At 63.7% G+C, this 21017-nt stretch carries 16 protein-coding genes and 1 pseudogene; 10 read left to right on the top strand and 7 right to left on the bottom strand.

Features of this window, described 5'->3' with window-relative positions; translation table 11 throughout:
- Positions 1-78 precede the first annotated feature (78 nt).
- Entirely contained in the window at positions 79-4329 is a 4251-nt protein-coding gene (rpoC, locus tag ACFFU4_RS14675; RefSeq protein WP_377070563.1) for a DNA-directed RNA polymerase subunit beta', read from the top strand.
- A gap of 530 nt (positions 4330-4859) precedes the next feature.
- Here the strand turns inward: rpoC and ACFFU4_RS14670 are convergent.
- The 5 genes from ACFFU4_RS14670 to cobU form a co-directional block, all read right to left on the bottom strand.
- The gene (locus ACFFU4_RS14670; protein WP_377070562.1) at positions 4860-6893 is read right to left on the bottom strand and encodes a dipeptide ABC transporter ATP-binding protein; all 2034 of its coding nucleotides are present in this window, start codon (positions 6891-6893) and stop codon (positions 4860-4862) included.
- Positions 6894-7769, bottom strand: coding sequence for an ABC transporter permease (locus tag ACFFU4_RS14665; protein WP_377070561.1), 876 nt, complete (start codon positions 7767-7769; stop codon positions 6894-6896).
- Entirely contained in the window at positions 7766-8725 is a 960-nt protein-coding gene (locus ACFFU4_RS14660; RefSeq protein WP_377070560.1) for an ABC transporter permease, read from the bottom strand. Before ACFFU4_RS14660 ends, ACFFU4_RS14665 begins: the two co-directional genes overlap by 4 nt.
- A gap of 181 nt (positions 8726-8906) precedes the next feature.
- Positions 8907-9479, bottom strand: a complete 573-nt coding sequence (locus ACFFU4_RS14655) for a histidine phosphatase family protein (RefSeq protein WP_377070559.1) — start codon at positions 9477-9479, stop codon at positions 8907-8909.
- Entirely contained in the window at positions 9476-9997 is a 522-nt protein-coding gene (cobU, locus tag ACFFU4_RS14650; protein ID WP_377070558.1) for a bifunctional adenosylcobinamide kinase/adenosylcobinamide-phosphate guanylyltransferase, read from the bottom strand. The genes ACFFU4_RS14655 and cobU overlap by 4 nt, the downstream gene beginning before the upstream one ends.
- Positions 9998-10105: 108 nt before the next feature.
- Here cobU and ACFFU4_RS14645 point away from each other — a divergent pair, with 108 nt between their 5' ends.
- From ACFFU4_RS14645 to dut (ACFFU4_RS14605), 9 genes and pseudogenes are all read left to right on the top strand, one after another.
- Positions 10106-10984: an RNA polymerase factor sigma-32 gene (locus ACFFU4_RS14645; RefSeq protein WP_377070556.1), complete on the top strand. Its 879-nt coding sequence runs from the start codon at positions 10106-10108 to the stop codon at positions 10982-10984.
- Positions 10981-11751, top strand: coding sequence for a ChaN family lipoprotein (locus ACFFU4_RS14640; RefSeq protein WP_377070555.1), 771 nt, complete (start codon positions 10981-10983; stop codon positions 11749-11751). The genes ACFFU4_RS14645 and ACFFU4_RS14640 overlap by 4 nt, the downstream gene beginning before the upstream one ends.
- A 68-nt stretch (positions 11752-11819) precedes the next feature.
- Positions 11820-13013 carry a bifunctional phosphopantothenoylcysteine decarboxylase/phosphopantothenate--cysteine ligase CoaBC gene (gene coaBC, locus ACFFU4_RS14635; protein ID WP_377070554.1) on the top strand — a complete coding sequence of 398 codons (1194 nt, stop codon included), beginning with the start codon at positions 11820-11822 and terminating at the stop codon, positions 13011-13013.
- 40 nt (positions 13014-13053) lie between these two features.
- Positions 13054-13341 (top strand): annotated as a pseudogene (dut, locus tag ACFFU4_RS14630) (dUTP diphosphatase); the annotation flags it as partial.
- An 87-nt stretch (positions 13342-13428) separates the two neighbouring features.
- On the top strand, positions 13429-14709 hold the full coding sequence (locus tag ACFFU4_RS14625; RefSeq protein ID WP_377070553.1) for a site-specific integrase: 1281 nt from the start codon (positions 13429-13431) through the stop codon (positions 14707-14709).
- Positions 14702-16780 carry a hypothetical protein gene (locus ACFFU4_RS14620; protein WP_377070552.1) on the top strand — a complete coding sequence of 693 codons (2079 nt, stop codon included), beginning with the start codon at positions 14702-14704 and terminating at the stop codon, positions 16778-16780. Before ACFFU4_RS14625 ends, ACFFU4_RS14620 begins: the two co-directional genes overlap by 8 nt.
- On the top strand, positions 16780-18819 hold the full coding sequence (locus ACFFU4_RS14615; RefSeq protein ID WP_377070551.1) for a hypothetical protein: 2040 nt from the start codon (positions 16780-16782) through the stop codon (positions 18817-18819). Before ACFFU4_RS14620 ends, ACFFU4_RS14615 begins: the two co-directional genes overlap by 1 nt.
- Positions 18816-19301: a hypothetical protein gene (locus tag ACFFU4_RS14610; RefSeq protein ID WP_377070550.1), complete on the top strand. Its 486-nt coding sequence runs from the start codon at positions 18816-18818 to the stop codon at positions 19299-19301. Before ACFFU4_RS14615 ends, ACFFU4_RS14610 begins: the two co-directional genes overlap by 4 nt.
- Entirely contained in the window at positions 19288-19737 is a 450-nt protein-coding gene (dut, locus tag ACFFU4_RS14605) for a dUTP diphosphatase (RefSeq protein WP_377070549.1), read from the top strand. The genes ACFFU4_RS14610 and dut (ACFFU4_RS14605) overlap by 14 nt, the downstream gene beginning before the upstream one ends.
- A gap of 158 nt (positions 19738-19895) precedes the next feature.
- Here dut (ACFFU4_RS14605) and ACFFU4_RS14600 read toward each other — a convergent pair whose 3' ends face one another.
- Both ACFFU4_RS14600 and ACFFU4_RS14595 read right to left on the bottom strand, forming a co-directional pair.
- The gene (locus tag ACFFU4_RS14600) at positions 19896-20180 is read right to left on the bottom strand and encodes a CopG family ribbon-helix-helix protein (protein ID WP_377070548.1); all 285 of its coding nucleotides are present in this window, start codon (positions 20178-20180) and stop codon (positions 19896-19898) included.
- A gap of 402 nt (positions 20181-20582) precedes the next feature.
- Entirely contained in the window at positions 20583-20867 is a 285-nt protein-coding gene (locus tag ACFFU4_RS14595) for a hypothetical protein (RefSeq protein ID WP_377070547.1), read from the bottom strand.
- Between the last annotated feature and the right edge of the window lie 150 nt (positions 20868-21017).

Below are 21017 nucleotides of genomic sequence, written 5' to 3'. Positions count from 1 at the left end.
TCAAAGGGTCCGGTCCGTTTTCTTTTCAAGAAAACGGCGTTGTCCCTCCTTTCACCGCCAGCCTCTAAGGATATGAAAATGAACCAGGAACTCACCAACAACCCGTTCAACCCCTCGGCTCCGGCCAAGGTGTTCGACGAAATCAAGGTCAGCCTAGCCAGCCCCGAGCGCATCCTGTCGTGGTCCTATGGCGAGATCAAGAAGCCCGAGACCATCAACTACCGCACGTTCAAGCCCGAGCGTGATGGCCTTTTCTGCGCGCGTATCTTTGGCCCGATCAAGGATTACGAGTGCCTGTGCGGCAAGTACAAGCGCATGAAGTATCGCGGTGTCGTCTGCGAGAAATGCGGTGTCGAGGTGACGCTGCAAAAGGTCCGTCGCGAGCGCATGGGCCATATCGAACTGGCCGCGCCCTGCGCGCATATCTGGTTCCTGAAATCGCTGCCGTCGCGCATCGGCCTGATGCTTGACATGACGCTGCGCGATCTGGAGCGGGTGCTCTATTTCGAGAACTACGTGGTGATCGAGCCCGGTCTGACCGATCTGACCTATGGCCAGATGCTGTCGGAAGAAGAGTTCATGGACGCGCAGGACGCCTATGGCATGGACGCCTTCACCGCCAATATCGGTGCCGAGGCGATCCGCGAGATGCTGGCCAATATCGACCTCGAGAACGAGGCCGAGACGCTGCGCGCCGATCTCAAGGAAGCCACCGGCGAGCTGAAGCCCAAGAAGATCATCAAGCGGCTCAAGGTGGTCGAGAGCTTCCTCGAATCCGGCAACCGCCCGGAATGGATGGTGATGACGGTGCTGCCGGTCATCCCGCCCGAACTGCGCCCGCTGGTGCCGCTCGACGGGGGCCGCTTCGCGACCTCGGACCTCAACGATCTCTATCGCCGCGTGATCAACCGCAACAACCGCCTCAAGCGGCTCATCGAGCTGCGCGCGCCCGACATCATCGTGCGCAACGAAAAGCGGATGCTGCAGGAGGCGGTGGACGCGCTGTTTGACAACGGCCGCCGCGGCCGCGTCATCACCGGCGCCAACAAGCGTCCGCTCAAGTCGCTGTCGGACATGCTCAAGGGCAAGCAGGGCCGGTTCCGCCAGAACCTGCTGGGCAAGCGGGTCGATTTCTCGGGCCGCTCGGTGATCGTGACCGGCCCGGAGCTCAAGCTGCATCAATGCGGCCTGCCCAAGAAGATGGCGCTGGAGCTGTTCAAGCCGTTCATCTATTCGCGGCTGGAGGCCAAGGGCCTCAGCAGCACGGTGAAGCAGGCCAAGAAGCTCGTGGAAAAAGAGCGCCCCGAGGTCTGGGACATCCTCGACGAGGTGATCCGCGAACATCCCGTGATGCTCAACCGCGCGCCGACGCTGCACCGACTGGGCATCCAGGCGTTTGAGCCGATGCTCATCGAGGGCAAGGCCATCCAGCTTCACCCGCTGGTCTGCGCCGCCTTCAACGCCGACTTCGACGGCGACCAGATGGCCGTGCACGTCCCCCTCTCGCTGGAAGCCCAGCTTGAGGCGCGGGTGCTGATGATGTCCACCAACAACGTGCTGTCACCGGCCAACGGCGCGCCGATCATCGTGCCGTCGCAGGACATGATCCTCGGGCTCTACTACGTGACGCTGGAGCGCGAGGGGATGAAGGGCGAGGGCATGGTGTTCTCGTCGCTCGACGAGGTGCAGCACGCGCTCGACGCCGGCGAGGTGCACCTGCATGCCGGGATCACTGTCCGCGTGCCGCAGATCGACGACGAGGGGCTCGAGACCTTTGCCCGCGTCGAGACCACGCCGGGGCGCGCCAAGCTCGGCGCGATGCTGCCGCCCAATGCCAAGGCGCCGTTCAGCCTCGTGAACCGCCTGCTGCGCAAGAAGGAGGTGCAGCAGGTGATCGACACCGTCTACCGCTATTGCGGGCAGAAGGAATCGGTCATCTTCTGCGACCAGATCATGACCATGGGCTTCCGTGAGGCGTTCAAGGCCGGGATTTCCTTTGGCAAGGACGACATGGTGATCCCCGAGCAGAAGTGGCCGATCGTCGAGGAGACCCGCTCGCTCGTGAAGGGATTCGAGCAGCAGTACATGGACGGTCTCATCACCCAGGGCGAGAAGTACAACAAGGTCGTCGATGCCTGGTCCAAGTGCAACGACAAGGTGACCGAGGCGATGATGGGCGCCATTTCCGCCGAGAAGCGCGACGCTGACGGCGGTGTGATGGAGCCCAACAGCGTCTATATGATGGCCCACTCCGGTGCCCGTGGCTCGGTCACGCAGATGAAGCAGCTTGGCGGCATGCGCGGCCTGATGGCCAAACCCTCGGGCGACATCATCGAGACGCCGATCATCTCGAACTTCAAGGAGGGCCTGACCGTTCTTGAGTACTTCAACTCGACCCACGGCGCGCGCAAGGGCCTCAGCGACACCGCGCTCAAGACCGCGAACTCGGGCTACCTGACCCGTCGCCTGGTGGACGTGTCGCAGGACTGCATCGTGCGCCACCACGATTGCGGCACCGAGCGCGCGATCACCGTCGAGGCGGCGGTCAATGACGGCGAGGTGATCGCCTCGCTGGCCGAACGCAGCCTGGGCCGCGTCGCCGCCGATGACATCGTCGATCCGTTGACCGAGCGCGTCATCGCCTCGGCCGGCGAGCTCATCGACGAGCGCATGGCCGACGCCCTCGGCGAGACCGCGATCCAGAGCGTGCGCCTGCGCTCGCCGCTGACCTGCGAGGTCGATGACGGGGTCTGTGCGATGTGCTACGGGCGCGACCTTGCGCGCGGCACGCTGGTCAACATCGGCGAGGCGGTGGGCATCATCGCCGCGCAGTCGATCGGCGAGCCGGGCACGCAGCTCACCATGCGCACCTTCCATATCGGGGGCGTCGCGCAGGGCGGGCAGCAATCCTTCCAGGAATCGAGCCAGGAAGGCACCATCGCCTTTGACAGCGCGCAGACGCTGGTCAACTCGCGCGGCGAAACGCTGGTGATGGGCCGCAACATGAAGCTGCGGATCATGTCCGACGCGGGTGTGGAACTGGCCAGCCACAAGCTCGGCTATGGCACCAAGCTGTTCGTGGAAGAGGGCGAGAAGATCGCCCGCGGCCAGAAGCTCTTCGAGTGGGACCCGTACACCCTGCCGATCCTCGCCGAGAGGCCGGGCAAGGCCAGGTTCGTCGATCTCGTCACCGGTGTCGCCGTGCGCGACGTCACCGACGAGGCGACGGGCATGACCCAGAAGATCGTGACCGACTGGCGCGCGGCCCCGCGCGGCAACGAGCTCAAGCCCGAGATCTTCATCATCGGCGAGGATGGCGAACCGGTGCGCAACGACGCGGGCAACCCGGTGATCTACCCGATGTCGGTGGACGCGATCCTGTCGGTCGAGGACGGGCAGACCGTCGAGGCCGGCGACGTGGTGGCGCGTATCCCGCGCGAGGGCGGCAAGACCAAGGACATCACCGGCGGTCTGCCGCGGGTGGCGGAACTGTTCGAGGCGCGCCGACCCAAGGACCATGCCATCATCGCCGAGATCGACGGCTATGTGCGCTTTGGCAAGGACTACAAGAACAAGCGCCGCATCGCCATCGAGCCCGCCGACGAGAGCCGCGAGCCGGTGGAATACATGGTGCCCAAGGGCAAGCACATCCCGGTGCAGGAGGGCGACTACGTCCAGAAGGGCGACTACATCATGGACGGCAACCCGGCGCCGCATGATATCCTGTCGATCCTCGGGGTCGAGGCGCTGGCCAACTACATGATCGACGAAGTGCAGGAGGTTTACCGCCTGCAGGGCGTGAAGATCAACGACAAGCACATCGAGGTCATCGTGCGCCAGATGCTCCAGAAATGGGAGATCGACGAGTCGGGCGACACCACGCTCCTGAAGGGCGAGCATCTCGACAAGGTCGAGTTCGACGAGGCCAACGCCAAGGCCGAGGCCCGCGGCGGACGCCCCGCCACCGGCGAGCCGATCCTCTTGGGCATCACCAAGGCGTCGTTGCAGACGCGGTCGTTCATCTCGGCGGCGTCGTTCCAGGAGACGACGCGCGTGCTCACCGAGGCTTCGGTGCAGGGCAAGCGCGACCGGCTCGTCGGGCTCAAGGAGAACGTCATCGTCGGGCGCCTCATCCCGGCGGGCACGGGGCGGGCCACGGCAGAGGTGCGCCGTGTCGCCCAGGGCCGCGACAACGTGGTGATCGAGGCCCGTCGCGAGGAGGCCGAAGCCGCCGCAGCACTCGCCGCGCCGATCATGGACGAAGGCGACATGAGCGCCGACGACGTGTTCGACAATTTCGTGGAGACACCGGAGAGCCGCGAGGACTGATCGCCTCGGTCAGATGAGACAGGAAAGCCCGGCCAAACGGCCGGGCTTTTTTGTGGACGGCTGTCAGGCGCAATGGTCGATGCTGCGGGTGCGCAACTTGTGTGCAAATGGCAGGGGTGAGCCTGAAGGAGACATTGGGGGTGAGCCGCGCCATCGCATGTCCGCGGGCAGGCGACCCTACCGTCTTTTCAGTGCACTTTATCCCTGCAAACCCGCAAGACATGCAATCGGCGCGCTGGCTTGACCACATCGCCTGTCCGTCACGCCGAAGGCGTGCCGCGTATACCGGCGCACCTCCGGTGCGACGGGGCGGACATGCGATGGCGCGGCGGGCTTCGCCCTTGATTCCGCGCCGGGGCCAGAAAGGCGAATGACAGGTATAGGCCAAACCGCGCCCTTCACAACGGATTCGGGCACAGACTGTTCCGGCCCGCATACCCGGCATCGCGGATCGCAAGCGCGGCGAAATTCGGCGCCGCTGCTTTCTTGACGGGGTGCTGCCATGCAATGAAAGCGGCCCCGAAATCTGTTCAGGACGCCGCCTGTTCCCCCTCCCGCGCGCGCAGATCCTCGAGCGGGATGTGGCAGTGGATGACGTGGCCCTCCGCCGTTTCCCGCGCGGGCGGCGTGTCGGTCTCGCAGATGGTGCCGCACTTCACCGGGCAGCGCCGCTGGAACGGGCAGCCCTGCGCGGGCGGGGCAAGCTCGGCGGCGTCCTCGGCCAGCAGGCGCGGCGCGTGGTCGGGATCGGGGGCGAGGACCGCGCCGAGCAGCACGTCGGTATAGGGATGGTGGGGTGGGGCAAAGACCGCCTCGGTCGGTCCCGCCTCGCAGATGCGCCCCTGATAGAGCACCGCCACCCGGTCCGATAGCGCGCGCACCACCGTCAGATCGTGGCTGACGAAGATGAAGCCGGTGCCGTGGCGCGCCTTGAGATCGCCCAGCAATTCGAGCACCGCGGCCTGCACCGAGACATCGAGCGCCGAGGTGATCTCGTCGCACAGCACCGCCTCGGGCCCGGCGGCAAAGGCGCGCGCCACCGCCACGCGCTGTTTCTCGCCGCCCGAAAGCTGCCCGGGCAGCCGGTCGAGGTAATGCGCGCCGAGGCGCACGGTGTCGAGCAGCTCGGCGGCGCGGTCGCGGCAGGGCTGGCCGCGCAGCCCGAAATAGAGCCGCAGCGGCTGGGCGAGGATGTCGCCCACGGACTGGCGCGGGTTCAGGCTCTCGTCAGGGTTCTGGAAGATCATCTGGATACGGCGCAGCGTCTCGGGGCGGCGGCGCTCGGCGGCGGTGGCCAGGTCGGTGCCGTCCTCCAGCGCGATCCGTCCTCCGGCGGGCGGCAGCAGGCCCGCGATGGCGCGCAGGATCGTGGACTTGCCGCTGCCCGATTCGCCCACGAGGCCCAGCGTCTCGCCGCGTCGGAGCGTGAGGTCGATGCCGTCGACAGTGGCCGGGGGGCGCGGCGCGCCGCGCAGCCGTGCCAGAATGCCGGGGCTGTCATAGCGCACCGCCAGCGCGCGGGTGGTGAGAAGCGGCGGGCCATCGGGCGATGCGGCGGGCGGGGCGCTCTCGGCGTGGCCGAGCGGGCCCACCTTTTCGGGATAGAGGCAGCGCGCGCGCTGATCGTCGCGTGTGTCGATCATCGGAGGCGGGGCGGCGCGGCAGTCATCGGTCGCGAGGGCGCAGCGCGGGGCAAAGGCACAGCCGGTTCGCGGCATGTCGGGCGTGGGCGGCCGCCCGCCGAGCGCGCGGGGCAGGGCGCGCGCGCCGAGCCGGGGGATCGCCGCCAGCAGCGCCGCCGCGTATGGATGCGTGGGCGCGGTCAGCACCGACCGCGCCGGCCCCGCGAGCACCGTTTCGCCCGCGTAGAGCACGTGAACGCGGTCGCAGACCTGCGCGATCACGCCGAGATCGTGGCTGACATAGACCATCGCCATGTCGCGCTCGCGCGCCAGCCCGCGCAGCAGCGCGAGGATATGGGCCTGCGTGGTCACGTCGAGCCCGGTGGTGGGCTCGTCGAGCAGGAGCGCCTCGGGCTCGCCCGCCAGCGCCATGGCGATCGCCACGCGCTGTTGCTGCCCGCCCGAGAGCTCGTGCGGGTAGCGGGTGAGGATGGTGTCGGGATCGGGCAGGCGCACCTGCGCCAGCAGGTCGCGGGCGCGGTCGCGGTGGCTCGCCGGGTCGTGGTCGCAGTGCAGGCGCAGCGACTCGGCGATCTGCGCGCCGATGCGCTGCGTCGGCGTCAGCGCCTGCCCCGAGTTCTGCGGGATCAGGCCCAGCTTGCCGCCGCGGATGCGCGACAGGGCAGGGGGCGCGAGGGCAAACATGTCCTGCCCGTCGAACCGCGCCTCGCCACCCAGCCGCGCCAGCCCGTGGCGCAGATAGCCCATCGCGGCGAGCGCCAGCGTGCTCTTGCCCGAGCCGCTCTCGCCCACGATGCCCACGCTCTCGCCCCGGCAGACCGCCAGATCGACCTCGTGAAGCACCGGAAGCATCGCGCCCGAGCGCCCGCGAAATCCGACGCTGAGCCCGGAGATGTCGATCAGGGGGGGCTGTGTGCTCATTCAGATCACCGCCTTGCGGGCGCGGTCGAGCCCCAGTGTCTTGGCCAGCGCGTCGGCGGTGAGGTTGATGCCGATGATCAGCGTCGAGAGCGCCACCACCGGCGCGATCACCCCCAACGGCGCCAGCGACATGTAGACCCGCGCATCCGACACCATCAGCCCCCAGTCGGGGCGCGGCGGGGCCACGCCGAAGCCCAGGAACGACAGCGCCGAGAACCCCAGCAGCATCCACGACCAGCGCATCGCGCCCTCCACCAGCAGCGTGTCGGTCACGTTGGGCAGGATCTCGCGGCGCACGATGTCGAGCGGGCGGTGGCCGCGCGCCCGCGCCGCCGAGACGAAATCGCGCGCCACCACCTCGTGCGCGGCGGCGCGCGCCACCCGGATCACAGGGATGCCGAAGAAAAAGGCGAGCGTCGGCAGCAGCACCTCGCCACCGGTGCCGAACACGGTGATGAGCACCAGCAGCGGCAGGATGCCGGGCAGGGCGAGAAACGCATCGACCAGCCGCATCGCCACCTCGTCGGGCCAGCCGCCGCGCAGCCCCAGCCAGACGCCGGTGAGCCCGCCCCAGATGAGCGCCACCGGCGTGGCGATGCCGGTGATCAGCAGCGCCTCGCGCCCGCCCAGCATCACGCGGGTCAGCACGTCACGCCCGAGGTGGTCGGTGCCCAGCCAGTGCATGGCCGAGGGCCCCGAGAGCGTACCGGTGGCGTCCATCGCCTTGTAGTCATAGGGCACGATCCACGGGCTGAGAATGGCGAGCGCCAGGTGAAACGTGACCAGGGCGAGGCCGATGGCCCCGGAGGGCCGCGCCAGCATGTCGCGCAGCACGCCGCCCGCGCGCGCCCTGACGGAGAGCGCCGCCCCGCTCATCGCTGCCTCGCGCGGTGGCTGCGCAGGCGCGGGTTGAGCGCCAGGCTGAGGATGTCGGCCACGAGGTTGACGCCCACATAGGTCGCCGCAACGATCATCGTGACCGCCTGCACCACCGGCAGGTCGCGGTCGGAAATGGCATCGACCAGAAGCCGCCCGAGCCCCGGATAGTTGAACACCACCTCCACCACCACGACGCCGCCCAGCAGCCACGCCACGGTAAGCGCGATCACGTTGATCGCGGGCAACAGCGCGTTGGGCAGCGCGTGACGGAACACGATGCGCCAGTAGGGCACGCCCTTGAGCGTGGCCATCTGCACGTATTCGCTTGCCATCGCGTCGATCACCGAGGCGCGGATCATCCGCATGACATGGGCGATCATCAGCATCGTCAGCACCGTCGAGGCGAGGATGAACTCAGGGAAGAATTCCAGCGGCGGCGCGTCGGCGGGGGTGAGCACGATGGCGGGCACCCAGCCCAGCCAGATCGCGAAGACGAGAATCAGCACCGTCGCGGCGACGAATTCGGGGATCGTCATGGCGAGGATCGCACCGGTGGAGAACAGCAGGTCCGGCCAGCGGTCGCGATTGAGCCCTGCCGCGACGCCCAGAGATATCGCCAGCGGGATGCCCACCGCCAGCGCCCCCGCCGCCAGCAAGAGCGAGTTGCGCACCCGGTAGCCGACCATCTGCGCGATGCTCTCCTGCCCGCCCGCCGACATGCCAAGATCGCCCTGCACCACGCCCGCCGCCCACTCGGCATAGCGGGCGAGGGCGGGGGTATCGAGCCCCATCGCGTCGCGACAGGCGGCCAGCGCCTCGCCGTGCGCGTCGCGTTCCAGGATGGCGGTGCAGGCATCGCCCGGCAGCGCCTCGACCCCGAGAAAGATGATGACGGACACCAGCCAGACAGTCACCAGACCGAGCGCGAAGCGCCGTGCGATCATCCCCAACATGCAGCCGTGTCTCCCCGAGATCGGCCCTTGGCCGGGCCGTTTGAATCCGGAGCTTAGACCAGCCGCGCGCCCCGCGTCGAGAGGGGCGTGCGCCGCGTTGGTGGTTTGCGGTCAATTTCGTGTGTCGGACGCAAGGCGGACAGCGCGCGTCCGTGCCGGTGCGCCCCGGTCCCCGGCCCTGTCAGGGACGGTGATTCACGCTCCCGAGCCGCCAGCCGCCGTCCCGCCAGTGCAGGTCTGTCACCGACAAGGGATCGATGCGGTGGCCGAACGCCTCGAACGCGGCGATGCCCGTTGCCGCCTGAACCTGCGTCAGGATGGTGCCCATATGCGCCACGACGACGATGTCGCGGCCGGCATGGGCCGCGCGCAACCGCGCCACCGCGCGGCCAGCGCGGGCCGATATCTCGTGCCAGCTCTCGCCTCCGGGCGGGCGCACATCGCCCGGCGCGTCCCAGAAGGCGCGCAGCCGGTCCTGATCGGCGATGGTGTCGAACGCCTGCATTTCCCACGTGCCGAAATGGATCTCGCGCAGGTCCGGGTCGTCGGGCAGGCGCGGGCGCGGCCCGGCGATGGCGTCGGCGGTGGCGCGCGCGCGGGCGAGGTCCGACGAGATCACCAGCGCGCCCCCCGGCAGATGCGCCGCCAGCCGCGCGATCCGGGCGGTATCGCTCAGGTCGGCGGGCAGGTCGGACCAGCCGACCATGCCCGTCGCGTGGGTAGGCCCGTGCCGGACCCAGAACAGCCGGCTCATGGCAGCCGCCCCTTGAGCACCTGCGGCAGCCCCGCGATGACGTTGACCACCAGACCGGCGCGCGCCGCCAGCCGCTGGTTGAGCGCGCCCTGCGCCGCCTGAAACCGCCGCGCCAGCGCGTTGTCGGGCACCACCGACAGCCCCACCTCGTTGGAAACCACGACGACCGGCGCGGTGCAGGCGGCGAGCGCGCCCATGAGCGCGGCCTCCGCCGCGGCGAGATCGCTCTCGGCCAGCAGGTGGTTGGAGAGCCACATGGTCGCGCAGTCCAGAAGCACAACCTCGCCCGCCTGCGCCTGCCCGAGCGCAGGGGAGAGATCGCGCGGCGCCTCGATCGTGCGCCATTCGGGCCCGCGCCGCGCGCGGTGCCGGTCGAGCCGCGCGCGCATTTCCGCGTCATGCGCCTCCGCCGTCGCGAGATAGACCCGCGCCCCCCCTGCCGAGGCAACAAGTCCCTCGGCAAAAACGGATTTTCCGGAAGATGCCCCGCCGAGAACAAGGCTGAGACGGGGTATCATGAGTCTGAAACCCTCCATATTGTGATCCGGTTGCCCCTTGTCTGCGTAGCACCGGGTGACTTGCTCGAAAAGAGCGCATCCGCACCAGACGCATGACAGGGGGATCACATGCCGCTCGATGCACCGCAGACAAGTACCATGTCCCGCACCGCGATGAAGGCGGAGATGCTGGACGCGGAGACGGAACTCGCGCTGGCCTATGCCTGGCGTGACCACCGCGACGAGGCGGCGCTGCACCGGCTGATCACCGCCTACATGCGGCTGGCGATCTCGATGGCATCCAAGTTCCGCCGCTACGGCGCGCCGATGAACGACCTCATCCAGGAGGCGGGGCTTGGCCTGATGAAGGCCGCCGACAAGTTCGACCCGGACCGGGGCGTGCGCTTTTCGACCTATGCCGTGTGGTGGATCAAGGCCAGCATCCAGGATTACGTGATGCGCAACTGGTCGATGGTGCGCACCGGCTCCACCTCCAGCCAGAAATCGCTGTTCTTCAACATGCGCCGCGTGCAGGCGCGGATCGAGCGCGAGGCGATGGCCAATGGCGAGGAACTCGACGGCTTTCAGTTGCGCGAGATGATCGCGCACGAGGTGGGTGTGCCGCTGCGCGATGTCGAGATGATGGAGGGGCGGCTCTCGGGCGGGGATTTCTCGCTCAACGCGACGCAATCCACCGAGGACGAAGGCCGCGAGTGGATCGACACGATCGAGGACGAGGGCGCGCGCGGCGATGTCGGCGTCGAGCGCGATCTCGACATGGGTGCGCTGCGCGGCTGGCTCGCGCAGGCGATGACCAACCTGACCGAACGCGAGAGTTTCATCGTGCGCGAGCGCAAGCTGCGCGAGGCGCCCCGCACGCTCGAAAGCCTCGGCGAGGAGTTGAACCTCAGCAAGGAGCGGGTGCGCCAGATCGAGGCGGCGGCGTTCCAGAAGATGCGCCGCTATCTTGAAAGACACGCGGGCGAGGTGCAGAACCTGCTCGCATGAGCCTGCGCCTTGCCCTCGTCTGTGCACTGAGCCTCGTCGCCCTGCCGGTCGCGGCGCAGGATGTGATGATCCTGGGCGAGGTGCACGACAACCCGGCCCATCATACCGAACAGGCCCGCCGCGTCGCCGCGCTCGGGCCCCGCGCGCTCGTCTTCGAGATGCTGACGCCCGCTCAGGCGGCGCGCGTGACGCCCGGGCTGATCGCCGACCCGGAGGCGATGGCAGAGGCGCTCGGCTGGGCCGATAGCGGCTGGCCGGAATTCTCCATGTATCACCCGATCTTTGCCGCCGCGCCCGGGGCGGCGATCTATGGCGCACAGGTGCCGCGCGCCGCGGCGCGCGACGTGTTCGGGGCCGGCCCTGCCGAGGCGTTCGGGCCGGAAGCGGCGGCCTATGGCCTGAGCGGGCCGCTGCCCGAGGCGGAACAGCAGGCACGCGAGGCGATGCAGATGTCGGCGCATTGCGACGCCCTGCCCGAAGAGATGCTGCCCGGGATGGTGGCGGTGCAGCGTTTGCGCGACGCGGTGCTGGCGCGCGCCGTGGTGCGGGCGATCGACGAGACCGGCGGGCCGGTTGCCGTGATCACCGGCAATGGCCATGCGCGGCGCGACCACGGGGTGCCCGTCTATCTCGGCCGCGTGGTTCCCGGTCTCGACCTGCATGTGCTGGGACAGACCGAGGACGGCGCGCCGCTTGCGGGCGGTTTCGACGAGGTGGTCTCGGCCCCGGGCGTGGACCGGCCCGACCCCTGCGATGCCTTCCGCTGAGCCACGCCGCCTTGCACCGCCCCCCGCCGCGCCATAGGGTCTGACCAGACTTGGCGGGAGATATGGAAATGCTGGCCTCGCGGCGCATTCTCTTGATCATCGGCGGCGGGATCGCGGCCTACAAGGCGCTCGACCTGATCCGCCGCCTGCGCGAGCGCGGGGCCGAGGTGGTGCCGGTGCTGACGCGGGCGGGGGCGGAATTCGTCACGCCCCTATCGGTCTCGGCGCTGGCGGGGCGCAAGGTGTTCTCCGACCTGTTCGACCTGACCGACGAGGCCGAGATGGGGCACATCGAACTCAGCCGGTCCGCCGACCTGATCGTGGTGGCCCCTGCCACCGCCGACCTGGTGGCGAAGATGGCGCAAGGCCGCGCCGACGACCTCGCCTCGACGCTGCTGCTGGCGACCGACACGCCCGTGCTGCTCGCCCCGGCGATGAATGTGCGCATGTGGCAGCACGCGGCCACGCAGCGCAATATCGGGACGCTGAAGGGCGACGGGATCGGGTTCGTCGGTCCGAACGAGGGCGACATGGCCTGTGGCGAGTATGGGCCGGGGCGTATGACCGAAGTGGCCGAAATCCGGGCGGCGATTGAGGCGGCGCTGGCCGATGGGCCGCTCCGGGGGCGGCGCGTGCTGGTCACGTCCGGCCCCACCCACGAGCCCATCGACCCGGTGCGCTACATCGCCAACCGCTCGTCGGGTGCGCAGGGTGCGGCGATCGCGGGCGCGCTGGCCGCGCTGGGGGCGGAGGTGGTCTTTGTCACCGGCCCCGCCACCGTGCCACCCCCCGAGGGGGTGGCGGTGGTCCGCGTCGAGACCGCGCAGGAGATGCTGGTGGCGGTGCAGGGGGCGCTGCCCGCCGATGCCGCGATCTTTGCCGCCGCCGTGGCCGACTGGCGCGTGGCCGGACCGAGCGACCGGAAGATCAAGAAGCGCGCGGGCGGTGCCCCGGCGCTGGAGTTTGCCGAGAATCCCGACATCCTCGCCACCGTGAGCGCGATGGACGAGGGGCGCCCGGCCCTCGTCATTGGCTTTGCCGCCGAGACCTGCGATGTGCTCGGGAACGCCACCGCCAAGCGCGCGCGGAAGGGCTGTGACTGGATCCTCGCCAACGACGTGAGCGCCGGGACGGGGATCATGGGCGGGACCGAGAATGCCGTGACGCTCGTCACCGCGGACGGGGTGGAAGACTGGCCGCGCATGGGCAAGCGCGAGGTGGCGCGCAAGCTGGCCGACCGGATCGCGCAGGCGCTGGCGTGAGGATTTTGAGTATTTTAGCCAAGAAGAAGGCGGGGGACGGATGCCGAGCATCGAGGTCGCATGGGAAGACGGAGCGGATCGTGCGCTGGGCCTGCCCGCCTACGCGACGGCGGGGGCGGCGGGGGCCGACCTGCGCGCGAATTTCCCCGACCGGGGCGCGGTGACGCTGGTGCCGGGCGCACGGGCGCTGGTGCCGACAGGGCTGCGCATCGCGATCCCTGAGGGCTATGAGGTGCAGTTGCGTCCGCGCTCCGGGCTGGCGCTCAGACACGGGATCACCCTGCCCAACAGCCCCGGCACCATCGACAGCGATTATCGCGGTTATCTACATAGGCATTGATACCGACTAATTTAGATTGACCGGTCGGACCATCCATTTTACTTTAGACACGCGGGAAGCGTTTTAAGGTGACCGATGGCCTATCTCATCATTTCCCATCCTCGGCACTACCGTCACACCGAATTGTCCCATATTCCGGGCATCTGGACACGGGACTGGACGCTTTGGACGGAAGGCGTTGATTATCTGATTGCGAAAGGAACCGGAAAATTTAGCAAGGGAAGGGAGTGCTCTCCCTATGCGTATGAGCAGGCGCCTTCATGGTCGCCCTCGAAGGGGTCCGCGCGGACCCCTTCGAGGGCGACCATGAAGGCGGTCGGGCATGACCTCACAAACTTTCTCGACTGGTGCGAGGCGCGGGCCGTAGATTGGCGAGAGATAGGTTACCGGGACCTTATCCAGCACTACCAAGGTGACATGCAGGCTGGCAAATGGAATCAGCGGCAGCGAGGAGTTCCTCTCGCTTCATCAACTATCAACCGCCGCATACTTTTCGTTTGCGACTTTTTGTCGTTCGCAGCGCATAAGGGATATCGAGGCCCTTTTGAGGTGGAATATTTAACAGTCCTCGACCCGAGACAGAAGAGAAGTTTCACGAAAAGTCGCGATGGAAAGGTTAGACAGCATCCGAGGGATCTCCGCATTCCGACCATCGAGGAAGCTGCGCACTGGTTGGAGGCCCTAAAGAATGAGCGCGGGCGCACTCCTAATCTGATGGCGAAATCGGCCATTGGAATAGCTCTGCGGGCGGAAGAGCTGCTGCTGCTGCGCGCTGATCAAGTTCCTGCCATGCCGGAACGGGATGTTAGGACAGTCGCCATGCGTGTCTGCTATGGTGCTAAGGGCGGGCGTGATCCTCACGATCCGGAGAAAAAAGGCAAACCGCGCGACGTCCGGGTGTCTGTTAAACTCCTCGCCGAGCTTCACGGCTATATGAGCGGGCACAGAAAGCTCTGCCTCAAGAGGTTTCGCGACCGAAACCCAGGCAAGTCGCTGCCCAAGGAACTATTTTTGTCGAAGCATACTGGCAGGCCGTTGAGCTACAGCCGTTTTTACGCGCTGTGGAGATCCGTCGAGCTGCCTTTCAATGGCTTCTCTCCACATGTGGCGCGGCATATGTGGGCTTGTTACACACTGGTCGAAAAAATCCGGGAAGAAGTCGAGCTGTCCACTGGCGTCGATGGGCCGCTGCGTGGTGTAGCCGCCAATATGCACGAAACCCTAATCCAGACATATATATTGCCGCAGCTGGGGCACGTGGATGAAAAGACGTCTCAGATGTACCTGCGGTGGGTCGTCGACCTTTTCGACATGACGAGCCCGCGCGAAAGCTGGTGGGATTTCCTGAATGAGTAAGTTCGCAAAGGCACGCCGTGAGGCTGCGATCGAGCCGCTTGATCTGGCACAGATCGAGGTGGTCGTTCCGTTCTCTATAGAACCTTTGGATTTCAGCTTGGTTACCAAAAAAGGCCCTTACGTCGATGTAGACCTCAGACGTTATAGAGACGGCGACAGTTGCGTCGGCATTGTTGGATTTCCCGAGCTGATCGAGGAGCTTCTGCTGGTTGTCAGGCGAATGATAGGTCCGCGTCCGTCATCCCCAGGCTCTGTAAAAACATGGATCAGTTTTCGCCTCCCGCTACTGTTCATGTGGCTCACGCGTTTGAAACGTGAGATCGGCTCAGCGCCCGTGCGCGTGGCGGAATTCGAAGATAGCCATGGCGAATTGTTCAAAAGACATATCCTTGAGCTTGGAGGGAAGCCAAAGGGGCGGCAGAAGCAGTATTCCGCCATTTGGAGCCTTTTGACGGAAGCACGAGGAGATGATGCGCCCCCTCTGAATTGGCCATCTATCAAAGTTGCGGAGGAGATAGAAGAGCACCCAGATGTCGACCCTCGCGCGGTGAAGGCTCTCTATAACGCGTGCAAACGTGTTGTTGACGAGGCTTTCGCCGACCAGCGCCGAGGCAGCGCATGGCTGGAAGAAGGCGTCGACCCCCGCGATGCGGAAGGTGAACGCAGGACTTGTCAGAAGGGCAAACGGGGCGCCGTCAAGAATCCAGTTTGGCACGACCATGCCAACCTTGCAGTTTTGACCAAAAAGCTCATCCGCGACCGGATCGTCGGAACGTCTAACCTCGATGAGAAAACCAAGACGAAGTTCGATAACCATACAGGCGTGGTCGCCAAAATGTCGGTCGGCGTCACACGTCAGAAACTCGAGGCGGCGATAGCACCGACACCGCTGGAAGTGGCCGCCTCGATCTTGATCGTGTCGATGGAAACGGGATGGATCGATCCGGTCGGCAACATCGATCTAAGCAGTGAATGGTATATACTGCGAGGAACGGTGGATCCCCATGCGCTCGGGAAAACTGAAACCGTGGTACTTCAGGCCGTAAGACCCAAGACCCGCAAGGTTGTCACCGCGGTAGGGATGGCTGGTTCAAGGTTCCGCAGTTACCAACTAATCAGGTTCATGGAGACTCGTACTGCGTTTCTGCGCGAATGCCTGCGGGAACGCAGGGATCTTCTGGCTGCCGAGCCCAATTCGGAGGCATCACGCTGTGAGATGGCTGACATTGACGCAAGACTAAAGTCTCCTTGGCTATACTATTCTTCAAAGTGCAATCGGCTGAATTTCTCCAAGGGCACCGAGATCGCTTTCGTTATGAGTGATCAGCTCAAGAAACTGAGGCAGCGTGCAATAGCCTCCCTGAAGCCAAGCCAAAAGAACGACGCCGAGTTGATCGCCGCAATCGGTAGGCTGAAGTGGTCAGATATGCGCGACGCTTTCGCCTCACATATTTATGCGAGTTCTGGCAACAACATATTCTTGGTTAAGCAAGCGTTGGCGCACGCTGACGTCGGAACGACCCGCGCCTATTTGCGTCAGCGCCGTCAGATACGTCAGAGGTTCGACGCCTTCCGAGACGTAGTGGAAACAGCTTTAACCGAAGTGGACGAAGGTCGTTCGATTGATCCAACCCTTTTGTTTTTGGCAAACAATTACAAGGACTTTGGGGAATCTGACAGAGACAAACTCTTTGCCTATCGTACAAGGATGGGTATGGGTTGTGCAAATCCTACGGATCCCGAGCATCACTTAGCGCCCAATCATCCTCACGGCGCGCGCTGTGCGGTGCAGCGATGCATTCTATGTCGCCACGGCATCGTCTTCAGCGACGCGTTTGAGGGCCTCGCGGATCGCCACGCTGATCTCGTCTGGCTGCGCAGAAATACTCCACCAAATCGCTGGCTGACCTCCACGCTTAGTTGGGAATTGGAAGCCATCGAATACGTGCGCGATAGGGTGTTCGCGGCTTCGACGGAACGGTTCGTCGCCCGATCCGAGAACCGTGTGGTTAACATCAACGCAGGCAAACTCTTCGTTTTTGACGATCCAGAGGTTATTGGGGGACGTTGATGGACGCTACAGCCCAGAAACGCGTGGCCAGAGAATTTTACAATGGCTTCCAACCGCGGTTCAGCTTCAGCAATGCGTGGACCTGCGCTTGGGAAGACTTGGCCGAGTTTCCGGTTTCGCCGGTCTCTGTCGCAAGCAACGATCGCGCCTCCCTTGTGGAAGACGATATTTGGTTGCTGGCGGAAATATGGCTTCCAATAAACTGGCGATCAACAGCCGATAGAACGGTTGATTTTACGAAAGCCGTGCCGGCTGGTTGGGGAAAGGCTGATGCCGAAAGCTTGAAGCGCCGCATAAAAAGATTAGCGTTATTGGATGGATTTTTGACTTTGCGCATAAGCTCGCAGACGTCGAACCCCCCTACTCCTGCGACATGGGCAAATAAAACGCGTAGCTTGATTGGCGCGGTACGGCATTCTTTGGAAATTCTCCGTCCAGACAATAAGGTCTCGTCTTGCCCGGACGGCCCGACGCTGTTCGCCGGATTGTCACCTGAAAAATTCAGAGAACTTCAGACTGCTTGCCCATCGTGGAACAATGTCTGCATCTCTCGCCTAAACGGCCTTTTGGCTGGAGGTTTTATCGATGATTGGCCAGCTCCTGACGTTGAGCGCATAAAACACCAGAAACGCGAAAACTCAAAAGCTGACCAACCTTTTACGGACACCACGTTCACAGAGATCGTCCGAGCAGCGCTATGGTTATGTGAGATTCAGCACGACGTATTACAGGCATATTTGGACCTTCGAGACATCGGCAGAATACCCAAAGGTGGAAAGAGACGAGTAGCCACTCCAACGTATCGGCGTGAATGTGTGCGCAATTGGTCGTCATCAGCCCTCCGTGAGGGCACGCCTTTTCCGTACAAGGTTTCGCTCTCAGGGCCGCAGAGACGAACCACCAAATATAGTGCGTGGCCACTCGATACAGTGAGGGGGTTACGAGATCTTGTGTGGTGCTGTCAGATCGCCAATGCCGTAATAATATTGGCATCGACCGGGATGCGGGTCGGCGAACTCACTGCACTCCCTGCAAGCGCCTTGGGGCAGGTCGGCGGACGAATCTACATCAACGGCTCAACCTTCAAGGATACTGACGCGATACAGGGGCAGGCGCGCCAGTGGCCGCTCCCTCGATTGGCCTGCCGTGCAGTCGAAGGTCAAATCGCATTGGCTCATGCTCTGGGCGACGGAGGAGCTCTCTGGGTCTCGTTCATTGGTGACAAAAACAGCTCTGGAATCCCGGACCTCGGTCATGGGCTTGTCAATTTTGGAAAGCGGGTCGGGCTTCATGGTGGGAGGTCGCTCCACGATCTGGACGGGACTCTCAGTCCCCACCGATTCCGCTACACTATCGCGCGTCTTATCGCATTGTCCCTGACTAACGCATCCCAGGTATTGTTTGACGTGCTCGGGCATGACGACGTCGAGGTGACGTTGGGCTATGCGCACCGTGATCCGGAATTGCTCGAGGAAATCAACAAGGTCCGGCGCGAGGTCAAGGCGATCCGGGTCCAGGAGGCTTTCCGTGATGTCGAGGGTAACGGCGGAGGGGCGGCCGCTTTGCTTCGGCGGATCAAGTCGGAGATGCTCGCGCGCTCCGGCAAGGACGAATTGGACACCGACGACATCGGCGAGGCTGGGGAAATCCTGGGCGAGGCCGAGCTGGTCAAGCATGGAGTTCTCTGCACCGCTCAACCTCTGGAAAGGGGTGCCTGTTCCTCGAGCCTTGGTCTGAGAGACTTTGCTTCGTGCACTTCAGCATGCGTCCATCATCTTGAATTTGCCGCAAAGCGACAGGATCGAAAACTCGCGCTGGAACAGATCCTGAGCCAGATCGGTCGTGCCGAAGACGGATCGCGCGTGTTTCTTCAGGGCCAGGTTCTCGCCAACCTGCACGCGTTTCCGGGGCTAATTGATGAATATGCGTCCGACCCCCGACTGTCGACTGCGTTTCGAGATTGCGACAGACGGACTTGGGATGCATTGCCGAGCGATCTTCGGCAGCGCTTAAACTCTTTATTGGAATATGAACGATGAGCGAGAAGCCGACCGGTGCCCACTTGGCAAGGCATCAAAAAAAACGGAAGGAGTCGACGTTGGAGAGGGCGAAGTCCGCCATGCGAGCCATCGAGGCGGAAATCAAAGAACACGGCACCTACCCCTATAACAATGGAGTTCTTAACATGACTGAGGTTTGTAAACGGGCGGGAATCGGTAGCACGACACTACGGAATAAGCATCACCATCCCATTCGGGATTCCGTCAAGAGATGGCTCGATTCTATTGAGAAAAGGGCGGCCACAAACCTGGCGGACGTGCACGCCGCCCACCGGGAGAAGATCTCATTTTATGAAGAAGCCCTGAGAAAAGTGAACGCGGAAGCTGTAGAATGGAGAGCCGAAATGGTCATTCTTGCAGAAGAAAATCGCGAACTCCGAGAGCAGATCGCCAATATGTCCTTCGATAAAGCGACCGTCGTTGGTATCAAGCAGAGAAAGAACCAAGATGACAGAAATTAAGTTTAAGCGCGTAGACGGCAACCATGACCTACCGGTTCCCGCTTATGCCACCGCCGGTGCCGCCGGAATGGATCTTCCTGCGTTTCTTCCGGACGGCCCGATAACTTTTGGGCACGGGGAGTTAAAGATGGTCTCCACTGGCTTCTGTGTCGAACTTCCTCCCAATACGGAGATGCAGGTTCGGCCGCGCTCAGGCCTTGCCCTAAAGCACGGCTTCATCATTCCTAATAGTCCGGGTACGGTAGACGAGGATTATCGCGGTTGCGTGATAGTTGGACTCTACTATCTCGGGCAGAAGCCCTACACCATCAGTCATGGTGATCGGATTGCCCAAGCCGTCATTGCGGACGTCAGGCGTCTCCCTATTGTGCTTGTAGATAAACTTTCCAATACAAAACGCGGTATCGGCGGATTCGGGTCGACTGGATTGAACTGATCTGTTTCACTCCAGCGAAGGCCGACCTGCTGTATTTCTTAGGAAGCCTCAGCATACCCACTGACAGATTAGAACAAAGTACGAACAAGCACGCATTGCCGACACCGCCTGTAATTCAGTGTCTACGAGATGCGCCGCGCTTTCCAGGAAGGCGATCTTCATGCTTTGTCGGGAGTGATGTCAGTCTTTGGTGGGGAGATCTCGCTTTCGCTATCCCACGAGTCGATCCAGGCATTCATCGCTTCGGCGGAGATAAATTTTCCCTGGTCTGCTTCTTCAATGGCAGAGTAGATTTCCGCGCGTTTGGCTGCCTTGGATTCCAGCATTGAGCGGATGGCACGCACCGCGAGCTGCGCAGGCGGACGGCCCTCGATCTCCGCCTCCTTCTCCAGTGATCTCCTCAATTCATCGTCGAGGCAAATCGAATACGGTGTGGCGCCCATGTCGTATTCCTTTCGGTGCTGATGAGCTACAATGTAATACACGATGAAGCCAAGGGTAAGCGATGCCCGATGAGCATCTCGTTAAACGAGGCTCTCGAAGATCTTTTCGACGAATGACGCGTTGTAACAGGCAAAGCTTTCTAAGCTGCCAGAGATGTCTTCAACACTTGCCGTCAGTGGCTGGCACCTGCCGGGCCTTCTTCCTATTTGGCGGCAGTCATTCGAGCGGCAAGACAGAGACCAAGCAGTGGAACGGATGTGCTCGAAGGTGTAGCTTGGGAACATGAACGATCGCCCCGCCTACAAGATGACGCGCCAAGAGCTTGAAGATGAAGTTCGCCTCCTGCGGGCGGCGCTCGCGCGCGTCGGCGGCAGGATCAGGTCCGCTCTCGCCACAGCCCATTATCTATCGAAGGCCTGCGAAATTCTTACAAAGGCGGTGGCTTTTTCGTGGGTGGAATAGTGGCTTATGTCTGCAGGGTCGACGCAGTAACTATCGAGTTGAGCTAATCGCTCGAAAACCCAACCCAGCCCCATCAATGCAACCCTTGCTTCGTCCCGTGCCTGTCTCGCTGAGACCGCGCCGATACCGATCACCGCAATGGCGCAAAGATTTTCTGGCTTTTGGGAGAAATGCCGAAAGCCCTGTACGTGGAAACGTGTATTGTATCGGTTTTCCAGCCACATGTGGACTTCGGCAAGATCACGACAAACCCTGTCATCAATCTCGTGGAACTGGCTTTCTGTTCGGCCTGTGTTTCGTAGAGAGTGAGCTACTCCCCGTCTCTTGGACAGGATCTGGCGTAAATCAAGCTACTCTTTGCACCTGCTGATCGG

This window comes from Roseovarius ramblicola, from assembly GCF_042430665.1.
In the GTDB taxonomy this organism is placed as follows: Bacteria; Pseudomonadota; Alphaproteobacteria; order Rhodobacterales; family Rhodobacteraceae; genus Roseovarius; species Roseovarius ramblicola.
This window is presented reverse-complemented; position numbering and strand designations above follow the sequence as displayed.

Excerpts from the sequence above, each read along its gene's own strand:
- ACFFU4_RS14610 (WP_377070550.1), top strand. The coding sequence starts at position 18,816 with ATGAGCGAGAAGCCGACCGGTGCCCACTTGGCAAGGCATCAAAAAAAA.
- dut (WP_377070549.1), top strand. The coding sequence starts at position 19,288 with ATGACAGAAATTAAGTTTAAGCGCGTAGACGGCAACCATGACCTACCG.
- ACFFU4_RS14620 (WP_377070552.1), top strand. The coding sequence starts at position 14,702 with ATGAGTAAGTTCGCAAAGGCACGCCGTGAGGCTGCGATCGAGCCGCTT.
- ACFFU4_RS14595 (WP_377070547.1), bottom strand. The coding sequence starts at position 20,867 with ATGTGGCTGGAAAACCGATACAATACACGTTTCCACGTACAGGGCTTT.
- coaBC (WP_377070554.1), top strand. The coding sequence starts at position 11,820 with ATGCTGGCCTCGCGGCGCATTCTCTTGATCATCGGCGGCGGGATCGCG.
- ACFFU4_RS14660 (WP_377070560.1), bottom strand. The coding sequence starts at position 8,725 with ATGTTGGGGATGATCGCACGGCGCTTCGCGCTCGGTCTGGTGACTGTC.
- ACFFU4_RS14645 (WP_377070556.1), top strand. The coding sequence starts at position 10,106 with ATGCCGCTCGATGCACCGCAGACAAGTACCATGTCCCGCACCGCGATG.
- ACFFU4_RS14625 (WP_377070553.1), top strand. The coding sequence starts at position 13,429 with ATGGCCTATCTCATCATTTCCCATCCTCGGCACTACCGTCACACCGAA.
- ACFFU4_RS14640 (WP_377070555.1), top strand. The coding sequence starts at position 10,981 with ATGAGCCTGCGCCTTGCCCTCGTCTGTGCACTGAGCCTCGTCGCCCTG.
- ACFFU4_RS14655 (WP_377070559.1), bottom strand. The coding sequence starts at position 9,479 with ATGAGCCGGCTGTTCTGGGTCCGGCACGGGCCTACCCACGCGACGGGC.
- ACFFU4_RS14670 (WP_377070562.1), bottom strand. The coding sequence starts at position 6,893 with ATGAGCACACAGCCCCCCCTGATCGACATCTCCGGGCTCAGCGTCGGA.
- ACFFU4_RS14665 (WP_377070561.1), bottom strand. The coding sequence starts at position 7,769 with ATGAGCGGGGCGGCGCTCTCCGTCAGGGCGCGCGCGGGCGGCGTGCTG.
- ACFFU4_RS14615 (WP_377070551.1), top strand. The coding sequence starts at position 16,780 with ATGGACGCTACAGCCCAGAAACGCGTGGCCAGAGAATTTTACAATGGC.
- cobU (WP_377070558.1), bottom strand. The coding sequence starts at position 9,997 with ATGATACCCCGTCTCAGCCTTGTTCTCGGCGGGGCATCTTCCGGAAAA.
- ACFFU4_RS14600 (WP_377070548.1), bottom strand. The coding sequence starts at position 20,180 with ATGGGCGCCACACCGTATTCGATTTGCCTCGACGATGAATTGAGGAGA.
- rpoC (WP_377070563.1), top strand. The coding sequence starts at position 79 with ATGAACCAGGAACTCACCAACAACCCGTTCAACCCCTCGGCTCCGGCC.